This window comes from Capnocytophaga sp. oral taxon 324 str. F0483, assembly GCF_000318315.2.
GTDB classification, from domain to species: Bacteria; Bacteroidota; Bacteroidia; order Flavobacteriales; family Flavobacteriaceae; genus Capnocytophaga; species Capnocytophaga ochracea.
Genome location: NZ_KB291529.1, coordinates 1 through 18199 on the forward strand (window position 1 = coordinate 1; position 18199 = coordinate 18199).

The following is an 18199-nucleotide window of genomic DNA, read 5'->3' on the forward strand; positions in this document are numbered from 1 at the left end:
CGAGGGACGAATGACGAATGACGAAGGTAATGTGGTAAAAATATCTCTTTTCTAACATACTCAGCTATTGCTGGCTACCTCTCTGAGGGGGAAACTGTGGCGAGTCATTTATTGGGTAAGCCCCCGAACCCCCGAAGGGGGACAAGCTGGAAAAGCTGACACCCCCCCCTTTACACATACCCAGCTGTCGCTGGCTACCTTCAAAGGGGGAATTAGGGACGAAAACATATTCCTTTAAAGGGGGAATGTAGCGACGTGACAAGAGGCTGTATGGAGCGTTAAAAGAGCGTTAAAATATTTGCTATTAGTTGTCAGTTATTATTTGTTTTATATCTTTGCGCCCTAAAAGTAACATAAATGACTATTCAACAGATTCAGAATGAGCTTATTGAAGACTTTTCACTGTTTGATGATTGGACGCAACGTTACGAATATCTGATAGAATTAGGCAAGTCGTTACCACTTATTGACGAAAAGTACAAGACGGAGGAGTACCTCATTAAAGGCTGTCAGAGTCAGGTGTGGTTACACGCCGAAGAGGAAGATGGTAAGCTTATCTTTACCGCCGATAGCGATGCGATTATCACCAAAGGGATTGTTGCTTTATTAGTGAAAGTGTTCTCTCACCAAACGGCTGAGGATATCCTAAAAGCGGATATGAGTTTTATTGATAAAATAGGACTGAAAGACCATCTATCACCTACTCGTGCGAATGGGTTGGTGAGTATGATAGGGCAAATGAGGGGATATGCTGCTAAGGTGTTAGGGAATAGATAAGAAGGAATACACCTGGCGGTGTAGAAATTAAACAAGTCTATTCAAATCAAACAGATATATTTTTATTAGATTTCTGAGGCGTTAGACTTATCTCTTTAAAAAGAAAAATTAAATGACTGAAGAAAGAAAGATAGAGCAATTGGGCGAGAAAATCGTTGAGGTGCTCAAAACGATATACGACCCTGAAATACCCGTAGATATTTACGAATTGGGGCTTGTTTATGACGTGTTTGTGAACGAAGACTTCGATGTAAAAATATTAATGACTCTCACTTCGCCTAACTGCCCCGTGGCAGAGTCTCTCCCAATGGAGGTGAAGGAAAAGGTACAAAGTATTGACGAAGTGCACGAAACGATTGTAGAACTCACTTTTGACCCGCCGTGGAATCAGGATATGATGAGTGAGGTGGCGAAACTTGAATTAGGATTTTTGTAAAAATTATAAATAAATCACTTATGAAAAGACTTTTATTTTCAACTTTATTATTGTCTTCAGTAGCTGTATTTGCTCAGGAAGACCAAACGAATGACGGTGTAGCACAAGACCCTACGGCAGCTCCAACAGAGGAAGCTCCTGCTCCTCGATGGACAAAGGGAGGTAACGCTTCACTGATGTTCTCGCAAGCCGCCTTCAATCACGATTGGACAGGAGGGGGAACTAACAACGTAGCAGCAAGCCTTGCGGTGAGCTATGCTTTTAACTACAAGAAAGACAAATGGGCGTGGGATAACAACGTATTTGTTGATTACGGGATTACTAAACTTGAAGGTGATGACTATTCAAGAAAAACCACTGACCGTTTTGAGGTGAACTCAGTACTCGGTTACCAATTGAACAACCCACAGTGGTACTATTCATTCTTCTTGAACTTCAAAACACAAATGACCGATGGTTACAAATATGAGAGCACAGGTCGTACGCTCATAAACCAAATGCTTTCACCTGGATACTTACAATTTGGTCCTGGTATGTTGTGGAAGAAGAGCGATAACCTAAAAGTGAACTTGGCTCCTGCAACTTCTAAAATCACAACAGCTAAAAGCCGTTGGACAGAAACAGGTCCTTTCTACGGTGTTGAACAAGGAAAGAACATTCGCTATGAACTCGGTTTCTACTTGAACGGTTATGCTAAGTTTACTGTGATGGACAATGTGTCTTTCGAGAATATCCTCAGCTTATACAGCAACTATCTTGACAAACCACAAAACGTAGACTTGGATTATACTGCAAACATTGTGATGACTATCAACAAGTACTTATCAGCTAACTTTACTTTCCAAGCTATCTACGACGACGACGCTGCTAAAGCCTTCCAAATTCGTGAAGTATTGGGCTTAGGAGTAAACTACAAGTTTTAGTGTGAGGTGCGAGTCGCACACACAATTGTAGCACGTTAGCAATTAGTAAAAAATAGAGAAGGGACTACCTTAATGGTAGTCCTTTTTTGTTTTGTTATAGAGAGGTTGCGGATTGTTCAGAGGAAGCATTTGTAAGAGCTAAGATTGGTATTTAGAAAAATAGTAGTACCTTTGCCTCACACATTATTGCTGAATTAGAGAAGAATTGGAAAAACTAATTGCATATATACAAAAAACCGTTCCTGAGCTAAAAATACAGGAACAGACGCTTAGAGAGGCTTTCCAAAAAGAGAGCGTTGCTAAAGATGCTTTGCTGTTAGACTTCGGACAAGTGTGTGAGCATTATTACTTTGTAAACAAAGGAGCTCTTAGGATATTCTTTTACGATGAAGGAGAGGAATACACGAGCTGGATAGCTTTTGAAGATTACTTTTTTACAGAGCAATTTAGTTATACAGATTGCTTACCTTCTCGTTATGCTATTACAGCTATTGAAGAGACTGAAGTACTGAAAATACATAAACAACAAATGCATTCACTTCTACAAAATAGCTATGAGTGGCAACAGTTCTTCATACAAAATGAGCAACAAACAATATTACGGCTGATGGAAACTATTGAACTCTTCCAAAGACAACCGGCTAAAGAGCGATATGAAGCCTTATTTAGCTTTCCTGCCTTTATACAAAAAGTGAAACAAAAAGACCTTGCTACAATGCTCGGAATGACTAAATACTCTATCAGTAGGCTAAAATCTTACAAGTAAAGAGAGGAAGTTGCCAAATAGCAACTTTTTTGTGTATTGCTGTGCGTAATTTTGCATTTATAAAACAAATGTAAAATGAACCAAGAAGAACAATACAGTTTTAGTCCGCTGGACAGCTATCAGTGGATAAAGAAAGAGGCTTTTGCTTATATAAAAGCCCAACAATGGATAGATGAAGCGTTGTTTGAAGACTTTTTAAACGCTTTTGAAGATTATTTTAAGCACTCATTACAAAAAGTATCTCATCTTATCAAGAATGAGTTGGACGAAGGGAATGTGCAATTTGCTGTTTTGGTAGTAGCTTTATATGAAGCTTTTGTGAAGATAGGCAAGGACGGAAAAGAGGCTTTCAAATGTGTGTGTCTTGCTATCAATGAGCCGATAGCTCCTTTTATGGAGCAAAACACAGAGGCTTTCTTAACAGCTTCGGAGTACCCTTTTAAGGCGATAGTGGAGATATCAAAAGCACGAGAAGCGTTTTATTTTGGCAAGAGTTTTGGCTTTGAACGCCTTATAGATAATGATTACGGTTATGTATTGCAAATTAAAAAGTGCTTGTTTCACGAAGTACTAAAAGCTCTTGAACATACTTTTTTGCAGAGAATTATATGCCAAGTAGACTGCGGTTGGATAAAAGGCATTAAAACAGAGCTACACAACTTACATTTTGCACGACCCACTACTTTTGCTACGGGCAATACCTGCCAAATGTGGTTTATAAAAGAAGAAAAAACAGAAGATATACAATGACCTTAAACCTCGATTTCCTCAGTCAGTATTTTACTGAAGTACATTTCGATAAAGATGCCCTCATCACCCGTGCAGGCGATGTGGAGCACTCGCTCTATTACCTCAGCGAGGGCATCGTGCGCTTCTTTTATTACAACCCCACAACCGACAAGGAAACGACGGTGGATATTCTCTTTGCTGAGCAGTTTTTTATGTCGTATGCTTCGTTTGTAAAGCGTGAACCTTCCCTCTTCTCTATTCAAGCACTGAAAGATGTTACTGCCTATAAAATAGGGCGTGAACACCTTGAACACCTCATAGAACAGCAAGAGTACCTACAAATAAAAGCTGATATCTTGGAACATCTGCTGATTGAGAAGATGCAACGAGAAGCACAGTTTTTATTGCAATCACCGGAGGAGATTTACTGCAATCTATTGGAAAAAGACCCTAAACTTATCCAAAATATTCCGCTAAAATATATTGCTTCTTATATTGGCATCACCCCCCAAGCGCTGAGCAGGATTAGGAAAAGAATATTTTAATGGTTGATTATCGTTATTTTATTTTAGTAAAGTATAGCGTTACTAAGCTATTTTGGCTTTGTGTGCTGTAGGAGAACTTGGTGTTATTATCTGAAAAGACAAACGACAAGTCTACTTAGTTTTGAGGATTGGTAACATTATAATATTTGCCATCCTCTTTTGCCTAGTAAAATGAATAAAGTTGTGGCAAGGAGCACCGAAAAAATAAGTTTTCTCATAGAATTGTTATTTTAATGTGCCACACACACATAACAAATTATCCTTTGTCAAATATTCTTTGTTAATTACTTTTACATTCTTTCTATATTTTTCGTTACCACTTTCTTTTTATTTTGTTGTTTATCAAACAGCTACATTTTTACTTATCTATATTTTCACTATCCAATGTTTTTAGTATATCTTTAACGTTTTATCTTTGCGGCAGAATCAGGTATTAGGGGATAGGTGTCAGGTGTCAGGCACAAACTCTTACCTCTTAACTTTTAACTAAAATGAAAGGAAAACAAAGAACTTTATTAAACAGTATTGGCAAGCTCGCCTTGCTACTACTTTTTAGCTTGCTTTCTACCGCCCTTTCTGCCCAAAACAAAAAGATTAGCGGAAAGGTAATTGATGAAAAACACCAGCCCGTGCTGGGGGCATCGGTGGTGGTGAAAGGCACTACTAAGGGTACTACTACCGATTTCGATGGGAATTTCACGATAGAAGTACCTGCTAAAGCCACGCTATCGGTTTCATTTATTGGCTATCACACCCAAAATGTAGCTGTAGGCAACCAAAACCAACTCACTATCGTGTTCAAAGAAGAACAAGAGCAGTTAGACGAGGTAGTGGTGGTAGGGTATGGTACCGTCCGCAAGAAAGACCTTACGGGGGCTGTCTCTTCGGTGTCTAACAAAGCCCTCAAAGAGAAACCTATTGCCAACGCTGGGGAAGCACTCCAAGGGCGTGCTGCTGGGGTGCAAGTAACCTCGGCGGGAAAACCTGGTGACAATGTGTCGTTTCGCATTCGCGGTATTAGCACGATTAACAACAGCGAACCGCTACTGGTTATCGATGGGGTACCTACCGACCTCGGTATCAACGCGCTCAACGTAGATAATATAGAAAATATCGACGTGCTAAAAGATGCTTCGGCAACTGCCATTTACGGCTCTCGTGGTGCCAATGGTGTGGTGCTTATCACTACCAAAAAAGGAAAAAATGGCGACGGCAAACTGTCGTTTAGCACCAATGTAGCCCTTCAACAAGCTACCAACTTGCCTGTGATGCTCAACGCCCGCGAGTTTGCTTCTTTTCACAACGAAATGATTGCCAACTACAACCGCACCCCTGGGGTAAGTCCGCTTACACAACGCCCTGATTTTGCTAATCCTGAGGACTGGGGGGAAGGCACCAACTGGCTCAAAGCGCTCTTCCGTCCTGCTTTTATGCGCAACTATTCGCTCTCATACTCAGGCGGTAACGACAAGAGCAATTACTACGTATCAGCTGGGGTGTTCGACCAAGATGGGATTATCCTCAACACTTCTTACCGCCGTTATACAGTGCAGTTCAATGGTGAGTCGCGCGTAAAACCGTGGATTAAGTTTGGCAACAACCTCACCCTCAGCCACGACGAAAAGAAATCTGGCGATTACAACATCCGTATGGCGATGGCTTCTTTGCCTACACAACCTATTTACAATGAAGACGGTAGCTACTCAGGTCCTGATTCGCCAGCCCATCAGTACAGCGATATCCGCAACGTAATAGGAACAGCCCTTATCAACGGACAAAACACTACCAAAGGCTATAACATTTTGGGGAATATCTTTGCCGAGATTACTCCTGTAAAACACTTGGTATTCAAAACCACTGGAGGGCTTGATTTTAAATATTGGGACAACCGCAGTTTCTCCCCTAAATACAACTGGAAACCAATACCTAATCCGCTCTCTAACCTCTACCAAGATGCTAACAAGAGCACTACTCTCCTTTGGGATAACACACTTACCTACACTAACACTTTTGCCCAAAAGCACTTCCTCAATGTGATGGTGGGCACCAGTGCGCAAAACAACGTGTATAGCAAAATCAACGCGAGTGTGAGCAACTTCTTGAGCGACCAGCAAAACCAACTCAGCAAAGGCTTGGAAAACCCTACGGTAGGTGGTACGATGAACGATTGGGCTATCCTCTCTTTCATCGGGCGACTCAACTATACTTATGCCGATAAGTACTTGCTCACTGCTACGGTGCGTCGCGATGGTTCTTCGCGTTTCTCCAAAGAAAACCGCTGGGGTACTTTCCCTTCATTCTCTTTGGCGTGGCGCACATCAAATGAGTCTTTTTTCCCTAAAAACGACTATGTAAACGATGTGAAATTGCGCGTGGGTTACGGTATGACTGGTAACCAAGGAGGTATTGATAACTATGCTTATTTCACCAAATTGCGCACAGGGCAATATGTGTTCAACAACAATTTGGTTTCTACCCTCTATCCTCACGTAATGCCTAACCCTAATGTGAAATGGGAAACCGTAGAGCAATTCAACGGGGGTATTGACCTTGCACTACTCAAAAACCGCTTGAACCTCACTTTCGATGCCTATATCAAAAACACCAGCGATATGTTGGTGCCAATGGCGGTATCAGTAAGCTCTGGTTATTCGGATATCAACGTGCCAAGTATCAACGCTGGTAAAGTAGAAAACAAAGGGGTAGAGCTCACAGTGTCATCAGTGAATGTGAATAAAAAGGACTTCCAATGGAATACTGATGTAAACGTATCGTTCAACCGCAACAAAATTGTGAAGATGAACGATGGTGTGCCTTTGTTCACTGGTTTTGAGGCGTTCCTCACCAAATTGCAAATCCTCTCCGAGGGTCACCCTGTAAATGCTTTCTATGGCTATGTAATGAACGGACTTTTCCAAAACCAAAGCGAGGTAGACAACTATGCTACTCAAGTGGAAAACGGTACTGCCCCTGGTGATGTGAAGTTCCGCGACCTCAACAACGACGGGGTCATCAATGCCGAAGACCGTACTTATATCGGTAATCCGTTCCCTGAATGGACGTTCTCTATGAACAACAACTTCAATTACAAAAACATCGATTTGCAAATATTTTTACAAGGCGTAGCAGGCAACGACATCTACAATGCCAACCGTATATGGCAAGAGGGAATGTCGGTGCCACAAAACCAAATTGCCAAAGTAAAAGACCGTTGGACTGGCGAGGGCACTAGCAATAGCATTCCGCGTGCTATCTATGGCGACCCCAACCAAAATGCGCGTCACTCTACCCGCTTTGTAGAAGATGGTTCGTATTTGCGCATCAAAAACGTAACTTTGGGGTATACACTTCCTAAAGAGGTTACTCAAAAATTCCACACCGATATGTTGCGCATATATCTGTCTTGCCAAAACCTCTATACTTTCACCAAATACAGCGGTATGGATCCCGAAGTAGGCACTGGTGGCGTTGATGGCGGTACTTACCCTGTAACCCGCACAGTTAGCTTTGGATTAAACGTGCAGTTTTAGGGGTCAGGTGACAGGTGACAGGCATCAGGTGACAAAAGAATCACTACAAATTGTTAATTGTTAATTATGAATTGTTAATTATGAAAAAGATATTATACATCACCCTATTAGCATTTCCGCTCTTCACGGCTTGTTCTAAGTTTTTAGACAAGACCCCTTATGAAGATTCAAGTGCTGAAAACATAAGCGATGCGGCATCGGCTATTGCCCTTACCAATTCGGCTTATAAACCCTTGCAACGCTCTAACCTCTACAATATGCGCCTCTGGACGCTCGACATCGTAGCAGGCAACAGCATCGTAGGCGCTGGAGGTGGTAACGACGGACTCGAAACTATTACTCTTTCGAACTTCAACGCGACTGCCGATAACCCTTTGGCGCTCGAAATATGGCGCGGTTGTAACCCTGGTATTCTCTATTGCAATACGGCTCTGAAAGCTTTGCCTTCTGCCAATATCCCTGAGGATATCAAAAACCGCTGTATCGGTGAAGCCAAATTCCTCCGCGCGCACTACTATTTCCTTTTGGTGCAACTCTTTGGCGATGTGCCTCTTCAGCTCGACCCTAAAGAGAGTTTGACTAACAAAACGCCTTTCCGCCAAAGCAAAATGAAGATATACAACGAGGTGATTATCCCCGACCTCAGAGAGGCTTTCAACTTATTGCCTACACGCGAGCAATATAGCAATGCCGATAAAGGTCGCGCAACCAAAGGGGCTGCTGCGGGTATGCTCGCCAAAGTATACCTCACCTTGGGCAGATATAGCGAAGCTCTTGAAATGTGCAATGCTGTCGAAAACCTCGGCTATACCCTCAATCCTGATTATTCCGATTGTTTTGGCGCTGCCGAACGCAACAAAAACACTGCCGAGTCTATCTTTGAAATTCAGTATTACGGACTTACCAAAGACGATTTCTGGGGCGAAGAAAACCAAGCCTCTTGGCTCAGTACCTTTATGGGTCCTCGCAACAGTGGTTGGGTAGGTGGTGCTTATGGTTGGAATCAGCCCACACAAGAGTTTGTAGACCAATATGAGGCGGGCGACCTCCGCAAAGATAAGACGATTCTCTATGAGGGTTGTCCTAATTTTGAAGGAAATGTATACCGCGCTTCAATGTCTAACACAGGGTATAACGTGCGCAAGTTCTTAGTGCCACTAAGTCAGTCTCCCGATTTCAATACCAACCCTGCCAACTTTGTAGCGCTCCGCTTTGCCGATGTGCTCCTAATGAAAGCGGAAGCTCTCAACGAGTTGGGTCGCACCACCGAAGCCGAAGTGCCTTTGTACAAAGTGCGCACCCGCGCTGGGCTCACTAATCGCGCCGATATAGAGAACCTCACTCAAGCACAAATGCGTGAGAAAATACGCCACGAACGCCGTATAGAACTCGCTTTTGAAGGACATCGCTGGTTTGATATGATTCGCTGGGACAACGGTCAGTATGCACTCAATTTCTTGCACTCCATAGGCAAAACCAACGCCCGCGAGAAACACCTGCTCTTGCCCGTCCCTCAAAAAGACCGCGACGCCAACCCCAACCTTACCCAAAACCCAGGTTGGTGATAATAATGACGAATGACGAATTACAACAACTCTTATCTCTTAACTTTTAACTAATATTCACCCTTGTCGCTTTTGCGGCTTCCCTCCCCCTCTCCGAAGGCGAGGGGGAGAACGGAGGGGGTGAGGACACAAACTAATATGAAACCATACCATTTATACATCGCCTTCCTCTTACTGCTCCTTACGGGCTGTAAAAAAGAGGACTATATGGAGCTCTTCAAAGAGGGAAAACCCTTTGAATTGAAAGCTCCTAAAGAAAACATCGCCTTAGACGCTGCCAACCCCGAACAAGAAGCGATTAAGTTCACTTGGACGGCGGCTTCCAATCGCGGCACTAATGCCGCTATCACCTATACTTTCCAAATGGATGTGCAAGGCAACAACTTTGCGGGAGGTATCAGCGAGAATGTAGGTCGTGAAGCCTATGAGAGAGTGTATAAAAATGAGGAACTCAACAACCTATTGCTCAACACTTTCAAGGTTGCGGTAGATACTGAAGTTACGATGGAAGTACGCATCATTGCCCAAGTAGCTTCTGGCGAGGGAATGAAACAACATACCAATGTGAAGACGGTGGTTTTCAAAACGCATACCCCTATCAGTAATACGTTGTATATCATCGGTAGTGCTGCCCCTCACGGTTGGAGTGCTGATCAAGCCGAAGAGATGAAACCTATTGAGGGTACTCCTAAAGCCTTTGCGTGGTCAGGACGTTTGTCTGCTGGCGAAATCAAGTTCATCACTACCAAAGGTCAGTTTATACCATCGTATGGCAAAGGCAGCAATAATAGCGAATTGCACTTTCGCAAAACCGATGCCGATACAAGTGATGAGAAATTTGCGATTGCCGAAAGTGGTGTCTATACCGTGAAAGTGAACCTCATCAACCTCACCATAAGCATCACCAAAGGCGAAGCGCCTGAATATACCGAGTTGTGGTTCGTAGGTGAACCCACCGGTTGGAGTTTCAAGAAAATGACCGTAGACCCTACCGACCCATTTGTGTTCCACTACAATGCCGATTTAGGCAATGGAGGTGAGTTCAAAATAGGTACTAAAGAAGGCGATTGGTTAGCAGTATTTTTCCGTCCGAAAAAAAATAATACGGCTGAAGGTAGCGACCTCCCTGTGAAGAAATGGGCGGGCGACCCCGATAACAAATGGAAAATTGCAGCTGGTACTTACAAGATTACGCTCAACACTCGTACAATGAAGATTGACATTGTGCCTTTCACTCCTTATACAGGAATGTATATGATTGGTAGTGCTACCGATGCTGGTTGGGATATCAACAATCCTATTGCTATGACTGTCGATAGTGGCAATCCTAATGTCTTTACGTGGGAAGGCGACTTGAAAGCGGGCGAACTCAAATTCTCTTGCGACAAGAAAAGCGATTGGGGTGGCGACTGGTTCTTGGCTGCTAAAGCTGATAAAGCACCTGCCGGTGTAGAAGAACCGATGATTTTCAGCGCCCACGGCTCTAACCCCGATAACAAGTGGAAAATCAGCGAGGCGGGCACCTACAAAATCACCCTCAACCAACTCACCCAAAAGGTGCTTATTAAAAAGCAATAGTCCCCTCCCCAGCCCTCCCCCAAGGGGAGGGAGTTTAAGAGAGTTCAAGAACAAAACATCTTTATACGTGTTAAACAACCCTCCTTTCCGTTCGCATCTGCGAATTGCCCCTCTCTCCTTGGGAGAGAGGGAACGGGAGAGAGGAATAATTATTAATTGAAAATGAAAGTTTTATATACTCTATTCTTCGCCACTACGCTCAGCCTCTTCTCTTGCGAGAAGAACGATACGCCCAGCAACAACCCTATTACTTATGGCGAAACTTATTTGAAAATAGATATCAGCACCGATAAGGCGGTCTATACCCCTGGTAGCACGGTGCGCTTCTCCTTGGCGAGTATGCCCTCTGGTTCCTACAAAGTGCGCTACTCTTATTTAGGTGAAGTGATTAAAGAAGAACCTCTTACCTCCACCTCTTGGCAATGGGTAACCCCTGCCGATGACTATCGAGGTTATTTGGTGGAAATATACCAAGAAGCTGGCGGTAAACAAAATACTTACGGCAGTATCGCTGTGGATGTATCTTCCGATTGGACAAAATTCCCTCGCTACGGCTTCTTGTCCTCTTATGGCAAAAACGAGCCTATCGAGAAGAATATCGACTTTATGAACCGGTGTCATATCAATGGCATCCAGTTCTACGATTGGATGTACGACCATCACAAACCGCTGGCCGGTACCCCTCAAAACCCTTCTAATGAGTGGCCTGATCTCTTCAAACGTCCCACTTTCCTATCTACCGTACGCGGTTATATCAGTGCCGCTCATAGCAAGGGTATGAAAGCAATGTTCTACAATTTAGCCTTCGGGGCGCTCAAAAATGCGGAAGCCGATGGTGTGTCTAAAGAGTGGTTTCTCTACAAAGACAACCAGCACAAAGAGAAAGATGCGCACGTGTTAGGCGACTTTGCCCGCAGTAGTATCTATCTCACTAACCCTGGCAATGCGCACTGGCAAAACTACTTAGCAGGGCGCAACAGCGATGTTTATGCCGTTTTTGGTTTCGATGGTTATCATATCGACCAACTCGGAGGGCGTGGCACGGTATACGATTACAATGGCAATAGCGTAGACCTCTTGCCTCAGTACGCTTCGTTTATCAATGCGATGAAAAGCGCACAACCCGATAAACGCCTTGTGATGAATGCGGTAGGGCAATACGGTCAAACCGAAATTGCAGGTACCAATAAAGTGGATTTTCTCTATACCGAAGTATGGGACGAAAAAACCTACAACCAATTGGCAAAAATTATCCTCGATAATTACAATTGTAGCAATAACCAACTCAAAACCGTGTTGGCTGCCTATATGGATTACGAAAAATCTAAGAATGCAGGTTTTGTAAACGAACCTGGTGTATTGCTCGCCAATGCCGTGATTTTTGCTTTTGGAGGGGCTCATTTAGAGATAGGCGAACACTACCTCGCCAATGAGTATTTCCCTAACAAAAACCTTCAAATGAAAGCCGACCTCAAAAAAGCACTCATTACCTACTACGATTTCTTGGTAGCTTACCAAAACCTCTTGCGCGACGGTGGTAGCTATACTTCAGTACAAGTAACTGCCGAAAATGCTACAATAGTGGCTTGGCCTGCAGCGAAGGATAAAGTGGCGGCTCTCACCAAAACCGTGAACGGCAAGGATATAGTGCATCTTATCAATTTCAACGGGGTAACCTCTATGGACTGGCGTGATACCAACGGTACTCAAAAGAAACCTACTACAGTAACCGATCTTAAAACTACCGTTGCTGTAACTGCACAACCCAAAAAAGTGTGGTTCGCTACTCCCGACCTCTTTGGCGGTGCTCCTCGCGCCTTAGAATTTACCTATAACAACAACCAAATTACCTTCACCCTCCCCTCCCTCAGCTATTGGGATATGGTGGTGATAGAGTATTAATAAAAAAATTAGCAGATTAGCAAATTTTCTCATTTGCTAATCTGCTAATTAATAAATTTGCTAATTTATGAGATTTCTTACTTTCATAACAATAACCATCCTCTCCTGTGCTACAGCAGTAGCACAGGAGTTATTTTCGCCTAATAAAACACTGAAACTCTCTTTTTCACTCAACGCGGAAGGTACTCCTACCTATTCGCTTTTTTACAAGGGAAAAGAAGTGGTGAAACCGAGTAGATTAGGTATTGAGCTATTTAGCTCCAATGAAGTGAAATTTGGCGCTGAAATCACCAAAAAAGAGGGAGCAAACACCTCTCTCTACCATAACTTTGAAGTGGTGAATACTCAAAATACAACCGTTGATGAAACTTGGCAACCCGTATGGGGCGAAAGCCAAAACATTCGCAACCACTACAACGAGCTATTGGTGAGTCTCAAACAGAAGGATACTCACCGAGAAATGAACCTACGTTTTAGACTGTTTGACGACGGATTAGGCTTCCGCTATGAGTTCCCCGAACAAAAGCAAATGCCTTACTTTGTGATTAAAGAAGAACGCACCGAGTTTGCAATGACGGGTGATCACCAAGCGTGGTGGATACCCGGCGATTACGATACCCAAGAGTACGACTATCAGAAATCGCGCCTCTCCGAAATACGCGCTATCAACCAAAAAGGGCGTCAGGCGAATTTAGCACAAACAGGCTTTTCGGATACGGGTGTACAAACTGCTTTGATGCTCAAAACTGACGATGGTTTGTACATCAACTTGCACGAAGCTGCTTTGGTGAACTACGGGGCGATGCACCTCAACCTCAACGATAAGACCTTCGTTTTCCAATCGTGGATTACTCCCGATGCTAACGGTGCCAAAGGTTATATGCAAACCCCTGCACAAACGCCTTGGCGCACGGTAATTGTTAGCAACGATGCCCGCGATATTTTAGCTTCTAATATCACTCTTAACCTCAACGAACCTTGTGCTTTGGGTGATACCTCTTGGATTCACCCGATGAAGTACGTAGGAGTATGGTGGGAAATGATTACCGGTATGAAAGAATGGTCGTATACTTACGATGTGCCTAGTGTGCATATCGGTAAAACCGATTACACCACCCTCAAACCCCACGGCAAGCACGGGGCTACTACCGAGAATGTGAAGAAATACATCGACTTTGCCGCCGAAAATGGTTTTGATGGTGTACTCGTAGAAGGTTGGAATATAGGGTGGGAAGATTGGTTTGGACATTCCAAAGATTTGGTATTCGACTTCCAAACGCCTTACCCTGATTTTGATATCGAAGCTATTCACCAATACGCCAAAAGCAAGGGAATTAAGATGATTATGCACCACGAAACCTCCTCGTCTATCCGCAACTACGAGCGTTTTATGGATAAAGCCTATCAGCTGATGAACAAATACGAATACCCCGCCGTAAAAAGCGGTTATGTAGGGAATATCATTCCGCGAGGCGAAAACCATTACAGTCAGTGGGTGAACAATCACTACCTTTATGCTATTAAAAAAGCCGCCGACTACCACATTATGGTGAATGCTCACGAGGCTGTGCGCCCTACGGGTTTGTGTCGTACCTATCCTAACCTCATAGGCAACGAGTCAGCTCGCGGAGGTGAATACCAAGCCTTTGGCGGTAGCAAGCCCAATCACGTGTGCGTGTTGCCCTTCACCCGACTTATTGGCGGACCGATGGACTATACCCCTGGGGTGTTTGAAATGGACATCAGCAAGAACAACCCCAACAACCATTCACACTGCAATGCCACTTTGGCAAACCAATTGGCATTGTATGTAACGATGAGCAGTCCGCTACAAATGGCTTCCGACCTTCCAGAGAACTACCGCCGTTTTCCCGATGCTTTTCAGTTTATCAAAGATGTTGCCCTCGATTGGAGCGAAAGCCACTATTTAGAAGCCGAACCAGGGGCTTATATCACTGTGGCGCGCAAAGCCAAAGGTACTCGCAATTGGTTTGTAGGCAATACTGCCGGCAAAGATTTTACTTCCAAGATTCATTTCAGTTTCTTAGAGCCCAAAACTACTTATGTAGCCACTATCTACGCCGATGCCAAAGATGCCAACTATCAAACCAATCCCCAAGCCTATACCATTCAAAAAGTATTGGTAACCAACAAGAGCAAGCTCACCCTGCTCTCAGTAGCAGGAGGAGGCTATGCCATTAGCTTGTACCCCCTCACCGATAAGGCACAAGCCAAAGGACTAAAAAAACGATAGCAATTACAGTAATAATAGTGAAATAGAAATCTGTCCGAAAAGTTTTGTTTTGTGAAGGCGATTTGCAAATCGCCCCTACAATGTAACTAAAAGCAATTGATTATCATAATCAACTTTGGCAAAGGTGTGAGCCACACAGGCAAAAACTTTGACAAAGTATAGCGATGCAAATGCGATTTTGAGACTTTTCGGACAATCTATTTATTTTTTGTAACCACCAAAACAAATTTGCTAATTCCCTAATTTTTCTTACTTTTGCCTCTGAAAATTAATGTTTGAAAATGAAGTACAAAAGCCTTATCATAACCCTCCTACTACTCCCCTACTGCGCTCTAGCACAAATGGCGCAAAATCAAACGCTCATTCACGACCTCACCGCACTTATCAAACAGAAAGATAACTACACCCAGCAAAAAGAACGCAAAATAAAGGAAGCTATCGACTTGTTACGAGTGCCCAATGCCTCTGCTGAACAACGCTATGCTATCAATCAACGCCTCTTCGACGAGTTTAAAACTTATATATCCGACTCGGCAGTGTACTACGTGAAAGAGAATATCCGCATCGCTGAAGAACTCCAAAAACCCGACCTCCAAAACGATTCCCGCCTTTCCCTTGCCTCTCTCTACATCATTTCCGGCAACTACTTAGATGCTGCCGACCTGCTCAGGGCTATTGATAAAGAGCAACTGCAAAAACCTCAGCTCATTCAGTACTACAACTGCTACCTCAACCTCTACAACAATTACGCTTTCAACAACCCCGATGCCAAAACCTATATTGCTAAAAGCAATGCTTACCGCGACCTCCTCCTTAATTTAGTCGATAAGAATTCCACTCACTATATCCTTCTCTATGCTGGTGTGCTTACCGATGCCGGCAGGTATGACGAAGCCGAAAAACTGCTTCTCGACCGCTTTGCTCTAATGCACACCGATGAACACGAAAAAGCCGTATTAGGCTATGTGCTCGGCACGCTCTACAAAAAGAAAAAGAATATCCCTAAACAAATAGAATACTTTGCTATTTCGGCGAGTTGCGACATCAAAGATGCTATTAAAGAAAACGCCTCGATGCTCGAACTTGCCTCAGCGCTCTTTCAATTAGGCGAAGTAGAAAACGCTTACACTTGCATCAAATCGGCGATGGAAGACGCCACTTTTTGTAACGCTCAACTGCGTTCCGATGAGGTGATGAAAATTTTCCCTATCATCGAAAAAGCCTATCAGGAACGCATTCACAGTCAGAATACCAAACTGCGCAACACCTTACTGTTAGTAGGGTTGTTTGCCGTTTTCCTCATTATTGCCGTAGTATTGGTTACCCGCCAAATGAAGCGCATCGCCAAAATACGCAAGGAACTCTACCACAAAAACCAAGATTTAGAGCAACTCAACGAACACCTGCGCGAGGTAGTAACCCAACTCAACGAAAGCAACGAAGTAAAAGAAGCCTATATAGGCGAGTTTTTCAACTTGTGTTCGGTGTATATCAGCAAATTAGAGAAATACCAAAAAATGCTTACCAAAAAGGCAAAAGACCGCAATTGGGACGAACTCAACAAAGTACTCCGCTCTACCGAGATGATAGAGCAAGAGCTGAAAGAGTTCTACAAGCTGTTCGACGATATTTTCTTACATCTATTCCCACACTTTATCACCGAGTTCAACGCTCTATTAGCCGAAGACGAGCGTTTTGCCCCCAAACCTCACGAAATGACCCCCGAGTTGCGCATCTTTGCCCTTATCCGCTTAGGCATCACCGATAGTTCTAAAATAGCCACTTTCTTACATTATTCCACCAATACCATCTACAACTATCGCACACGGGTGCGCAATAAAGCTATCGTACCGAGAGAAACTTTTGAAGAAATGGTAATGAAAATAGGCAAGAAATAACACAAAAAATAAGCTACTTTATTGCTAATCATTTCTTTTTTTGTACCTTTGTGGCGATAAAATAAAAACAACCAAAAGAAATTAATAAACAAATGAAAAAAATAGTAGTAACTGGCGGGTTGGGCTTTATTGGCTCTCATACCGTTGTAGAATTACAAAATGCAGGCTTTGATGTGGTTATCATTGATAACCTTTCCAACGCCCAAGAAAATGTAAAAGACCACATTGCGAAAATTACAGGTAAAATGCCGGTGTTCGAGAAATTCGACCTGCGTGATAAAGCTGACGTACAAGATTTCTTCAAGCGTCATCGCGATGTGCAAGGGGTGATTCACTTTGCTGCCTCTAAAGCGGTAGGTGAGAGCGTGGAGAAACCGCTTTTGTATTACGAAAATAACCTTACCAGCCTTGTATACCTCTTGCAAGAACTGAGCAAGTTGCCTAAAGCACACTTTATTTTTAGTTCGTCTTGCACCGTGTACGGTCAGGCAGATGAGTTGCCTATCACTGAGAACGCTCCTGTGAAGAAAGCCGAATCACCTTATGGTAATACCAAACAAATCAGTGAGGAGATTATCAGCGATACTTGCAAGGTTACTTCTTCGCTCAATGCGATTGCCTTGCGCTACTTTAACCCTATTGGGGCACACCCTTCGGCTGAAATAGGCGAACTGCCCTTAGGCGTACCTCAAAACTTAGTGCCTTATATCACCCAAACGGCTATAGGTTTGCGTGAGAAACTCTCTGTTTTTGGTGGCGACTACCCTACCCCCGATGGCACTTGCATTCGCGATTATATTCACGTAGTGGATTTGGCGAAAGCTCACGTGATTGCGCTTCAACGTTTGTTAGAAAGCAAGAATACTGAAAACTATGAAGTTTTCAATATAGGAACTGGTAAAGGTAGTACTGTTTTGGAAGTAATCCAAAGCTTTGAACGGGTATCGGGTAAGAAATTGAACTACCAAATTGTAGGTAGACGTGCTGGTGATATCATTGCTGCTTATGCTAACACTGATAAGGCTAATAACGTACTCGGTTGGAAAGCCGAAAGCTCTTTGGACGATGCGATGCGCTCGGCTTGGCAATGGGAACAGAAGGTACGAGGTAGGTCGTAGCACGACGGACGGTGCGAGGTCGTAGCACGACAGGCGGGGAAATTAGCAAATTAGCAGATTAGAAAATTAGAAAATGGGTAGTGATAAAAATGGTTTTGACAGGTTTAGCTTGTTGGACAAATCGGACAGGTTAGGGGTTTCGGAAGGAAACGGAGATTTTCAAAAGGAGGCTGGGAGA

At 43.5% G+C, this 18199-nt stretch carries 14 protein-coding genes; all 14 read left to right on the top strand.

Translation table 11 applies throughout. The features are described 5' to 3' along the window. The first annotated feature begins 94 nt into the window (after positions 1–94). The 14 genes from HMPREF9072_RS12660 (at position 95) to galE (ending at position 18021) form a co-directional block, all read left to right on the top strand. Complete coding sequence (locus tag HMPREF9072_RS12660; protein ID WP_083475900.1) at positions 95–238, top strand: phosphinothricin acetyltransferase; 144 nt, start codon at positions 95–97, stop codon at positions 236–238. A 119-nt stretch (positions 239–357) separates the two neighbouring features. Next, positions 358–777 (top strand): SufE family protein, encoded by a 420-nt coding sequence (locus HMPREF9072_RS09020; protein ID WP_009411421.1) that lies wholly within the window; start codon positions 358–360, stop codon positions 775–777. A gap of 112 nt (positions 778–889) precedes the next feature. Then, positions 890–1213: an iron-sulfur cluster assembly protein gene (locus tag HMPREF9072_RS09025; RefSeq protein WP_002674499.1), complete on the top strand. Its 324-nt coding sequence runs from the start codon at positions 890–892 to the stop codon at positions 1211–1213. Positions 1214–1233: 20 nt separating this feature from the next. Beyond that, the gene (locus HMPREF9072_RS09030; RefSeq protein ID WP_002674497.1) at positions 1234–2136 is read left to right on the top strand and encodes a DUF3078 domain-containing protein; all 903 of its coding nucleotides are present in this window, start codon (positions 1234–1236) and stop codon (positions 2134–2136) included. Positions 2137–2341: 205 nt separating this feature from the next. After that, positions 2342–2902, top strand: coding sequence for a Crp/Fnr family transcriptional regulator (locus HMPREF9072_RS09035; RefSeq protein ID WP_009411422.1), 561 nt, complete (start codon positions 2342–2344; stop codon positions 2900–2902). A gap of 75 nt (positions 2903–2977) precedes the next feature. Then, positions 2978–3652: an L-2-amino-thiazoline-4-carboxylic acid hydrolase gene (locus HMPREF9072_RS09040; protein WP_009411423.1), complete on the top strand. Its 675-nt coding sequence runs from the start codon at positions 2978–2980 to the stop codon at positions 3650–3652. Beyond that, complete coding sequence (locus HMPREF9072_RS09045) at positions 3649–4176, top strand: Crp/Fnr family transcriptional regulator (RefSeq protein ID WP_009411424.1); 528 nt, start codon at positions 3649–3651, stop codon at positions 4174–4176. The genes HMPREF9072_RS09040 and HMPREF9072_RS09045 overlap by 4 nt, the downstream gene beginning before the upstream one ends. 491 nt (positions 4177–4667) lie before the next feature. Further along, positions 4668–7706, top strand: a complete 3039-nt coding sequence (locus HMPREF9072_RS09050; RefSeq protein WP_009411425.1) for a TonB-dependent receptor — start codon at positions 4668–4670, stop codon at positions 7704–7706. A gap of 80 nt (positions 7707–7786) precedes the next feature. Next, complete coding sequence (locus HMPREF9072_RS09055; RefSeq protein ID WP_009411426.1) at positions 7787–9271, top strand: RagB/SusD family nutrient uptake outer membrane protein; 1485 nt, start codon at positions 7787–7789, stop codon at positions 9269–9271. 138 nt (positions 9272–9409) lie between these two features. Beyond that, the gene (locus HMPREF9072_RS09060; RefSeq protein WP_009411427.1) at positions 9410–10849 is read left to right on the top strand and encodes a SusF/SusE family outer membrane protein; all 1440 of its coding nucleotides are present in this window, start codon (positions 9410–9412) and stop codon (positions 10847–10849) included. A gap of 162 nt (positions 10850–11011) precedes the next feature. Then, positions 11012–12751, top strand: a complete 1740-nt coding sequence (locus HMPREF9072_RS09065) for a glycoside hydrolase family 66 protein (protein WP_009411428.1) — start codon at positions 11012–11014, stop codon at positions 12749–12751. 67 nt (positions 12752–12818) lie between these two features. After that, positions 12819–15005, top strand: a complete 2187-nt coding sequence (locus HMPREF9072_RS09070) for a glycoside hydrolase family 97 protein (RefSeq protein ID WP_009411429.1) — start codon at positions 12819–12821, stop codon at positions 15003–15005. A 281-nt stretch (positions 15006–15286) separates the two neighbouring features. Beyond that, positions 15287–16903, top strand: coding sequence for a DUF6377 domain-containing protein (locus HMPREF9072_RS09075; protein ID WP_009411430.1), 1617 nt, complete (start codon positions 15287–15289; stop codon positions 16901–16903). A 92-nt stretch (positions 16904–16995) separates the two neighbouring features. Further along, on the top strand, positions 16996–18021 hold the full coding sequence (galE, locus tag HMPREF9072_RS09080) for a UDP-glucose 4-epimerase GalE (RefSeq protein ID WP_009411431.1): 1026 nt from the start codon (positions 16996–16998) through the stop codon (positions 18019–18021). The last annotated feature ends 178 nt before the right edge of the window (positions 18022–18199 follow it).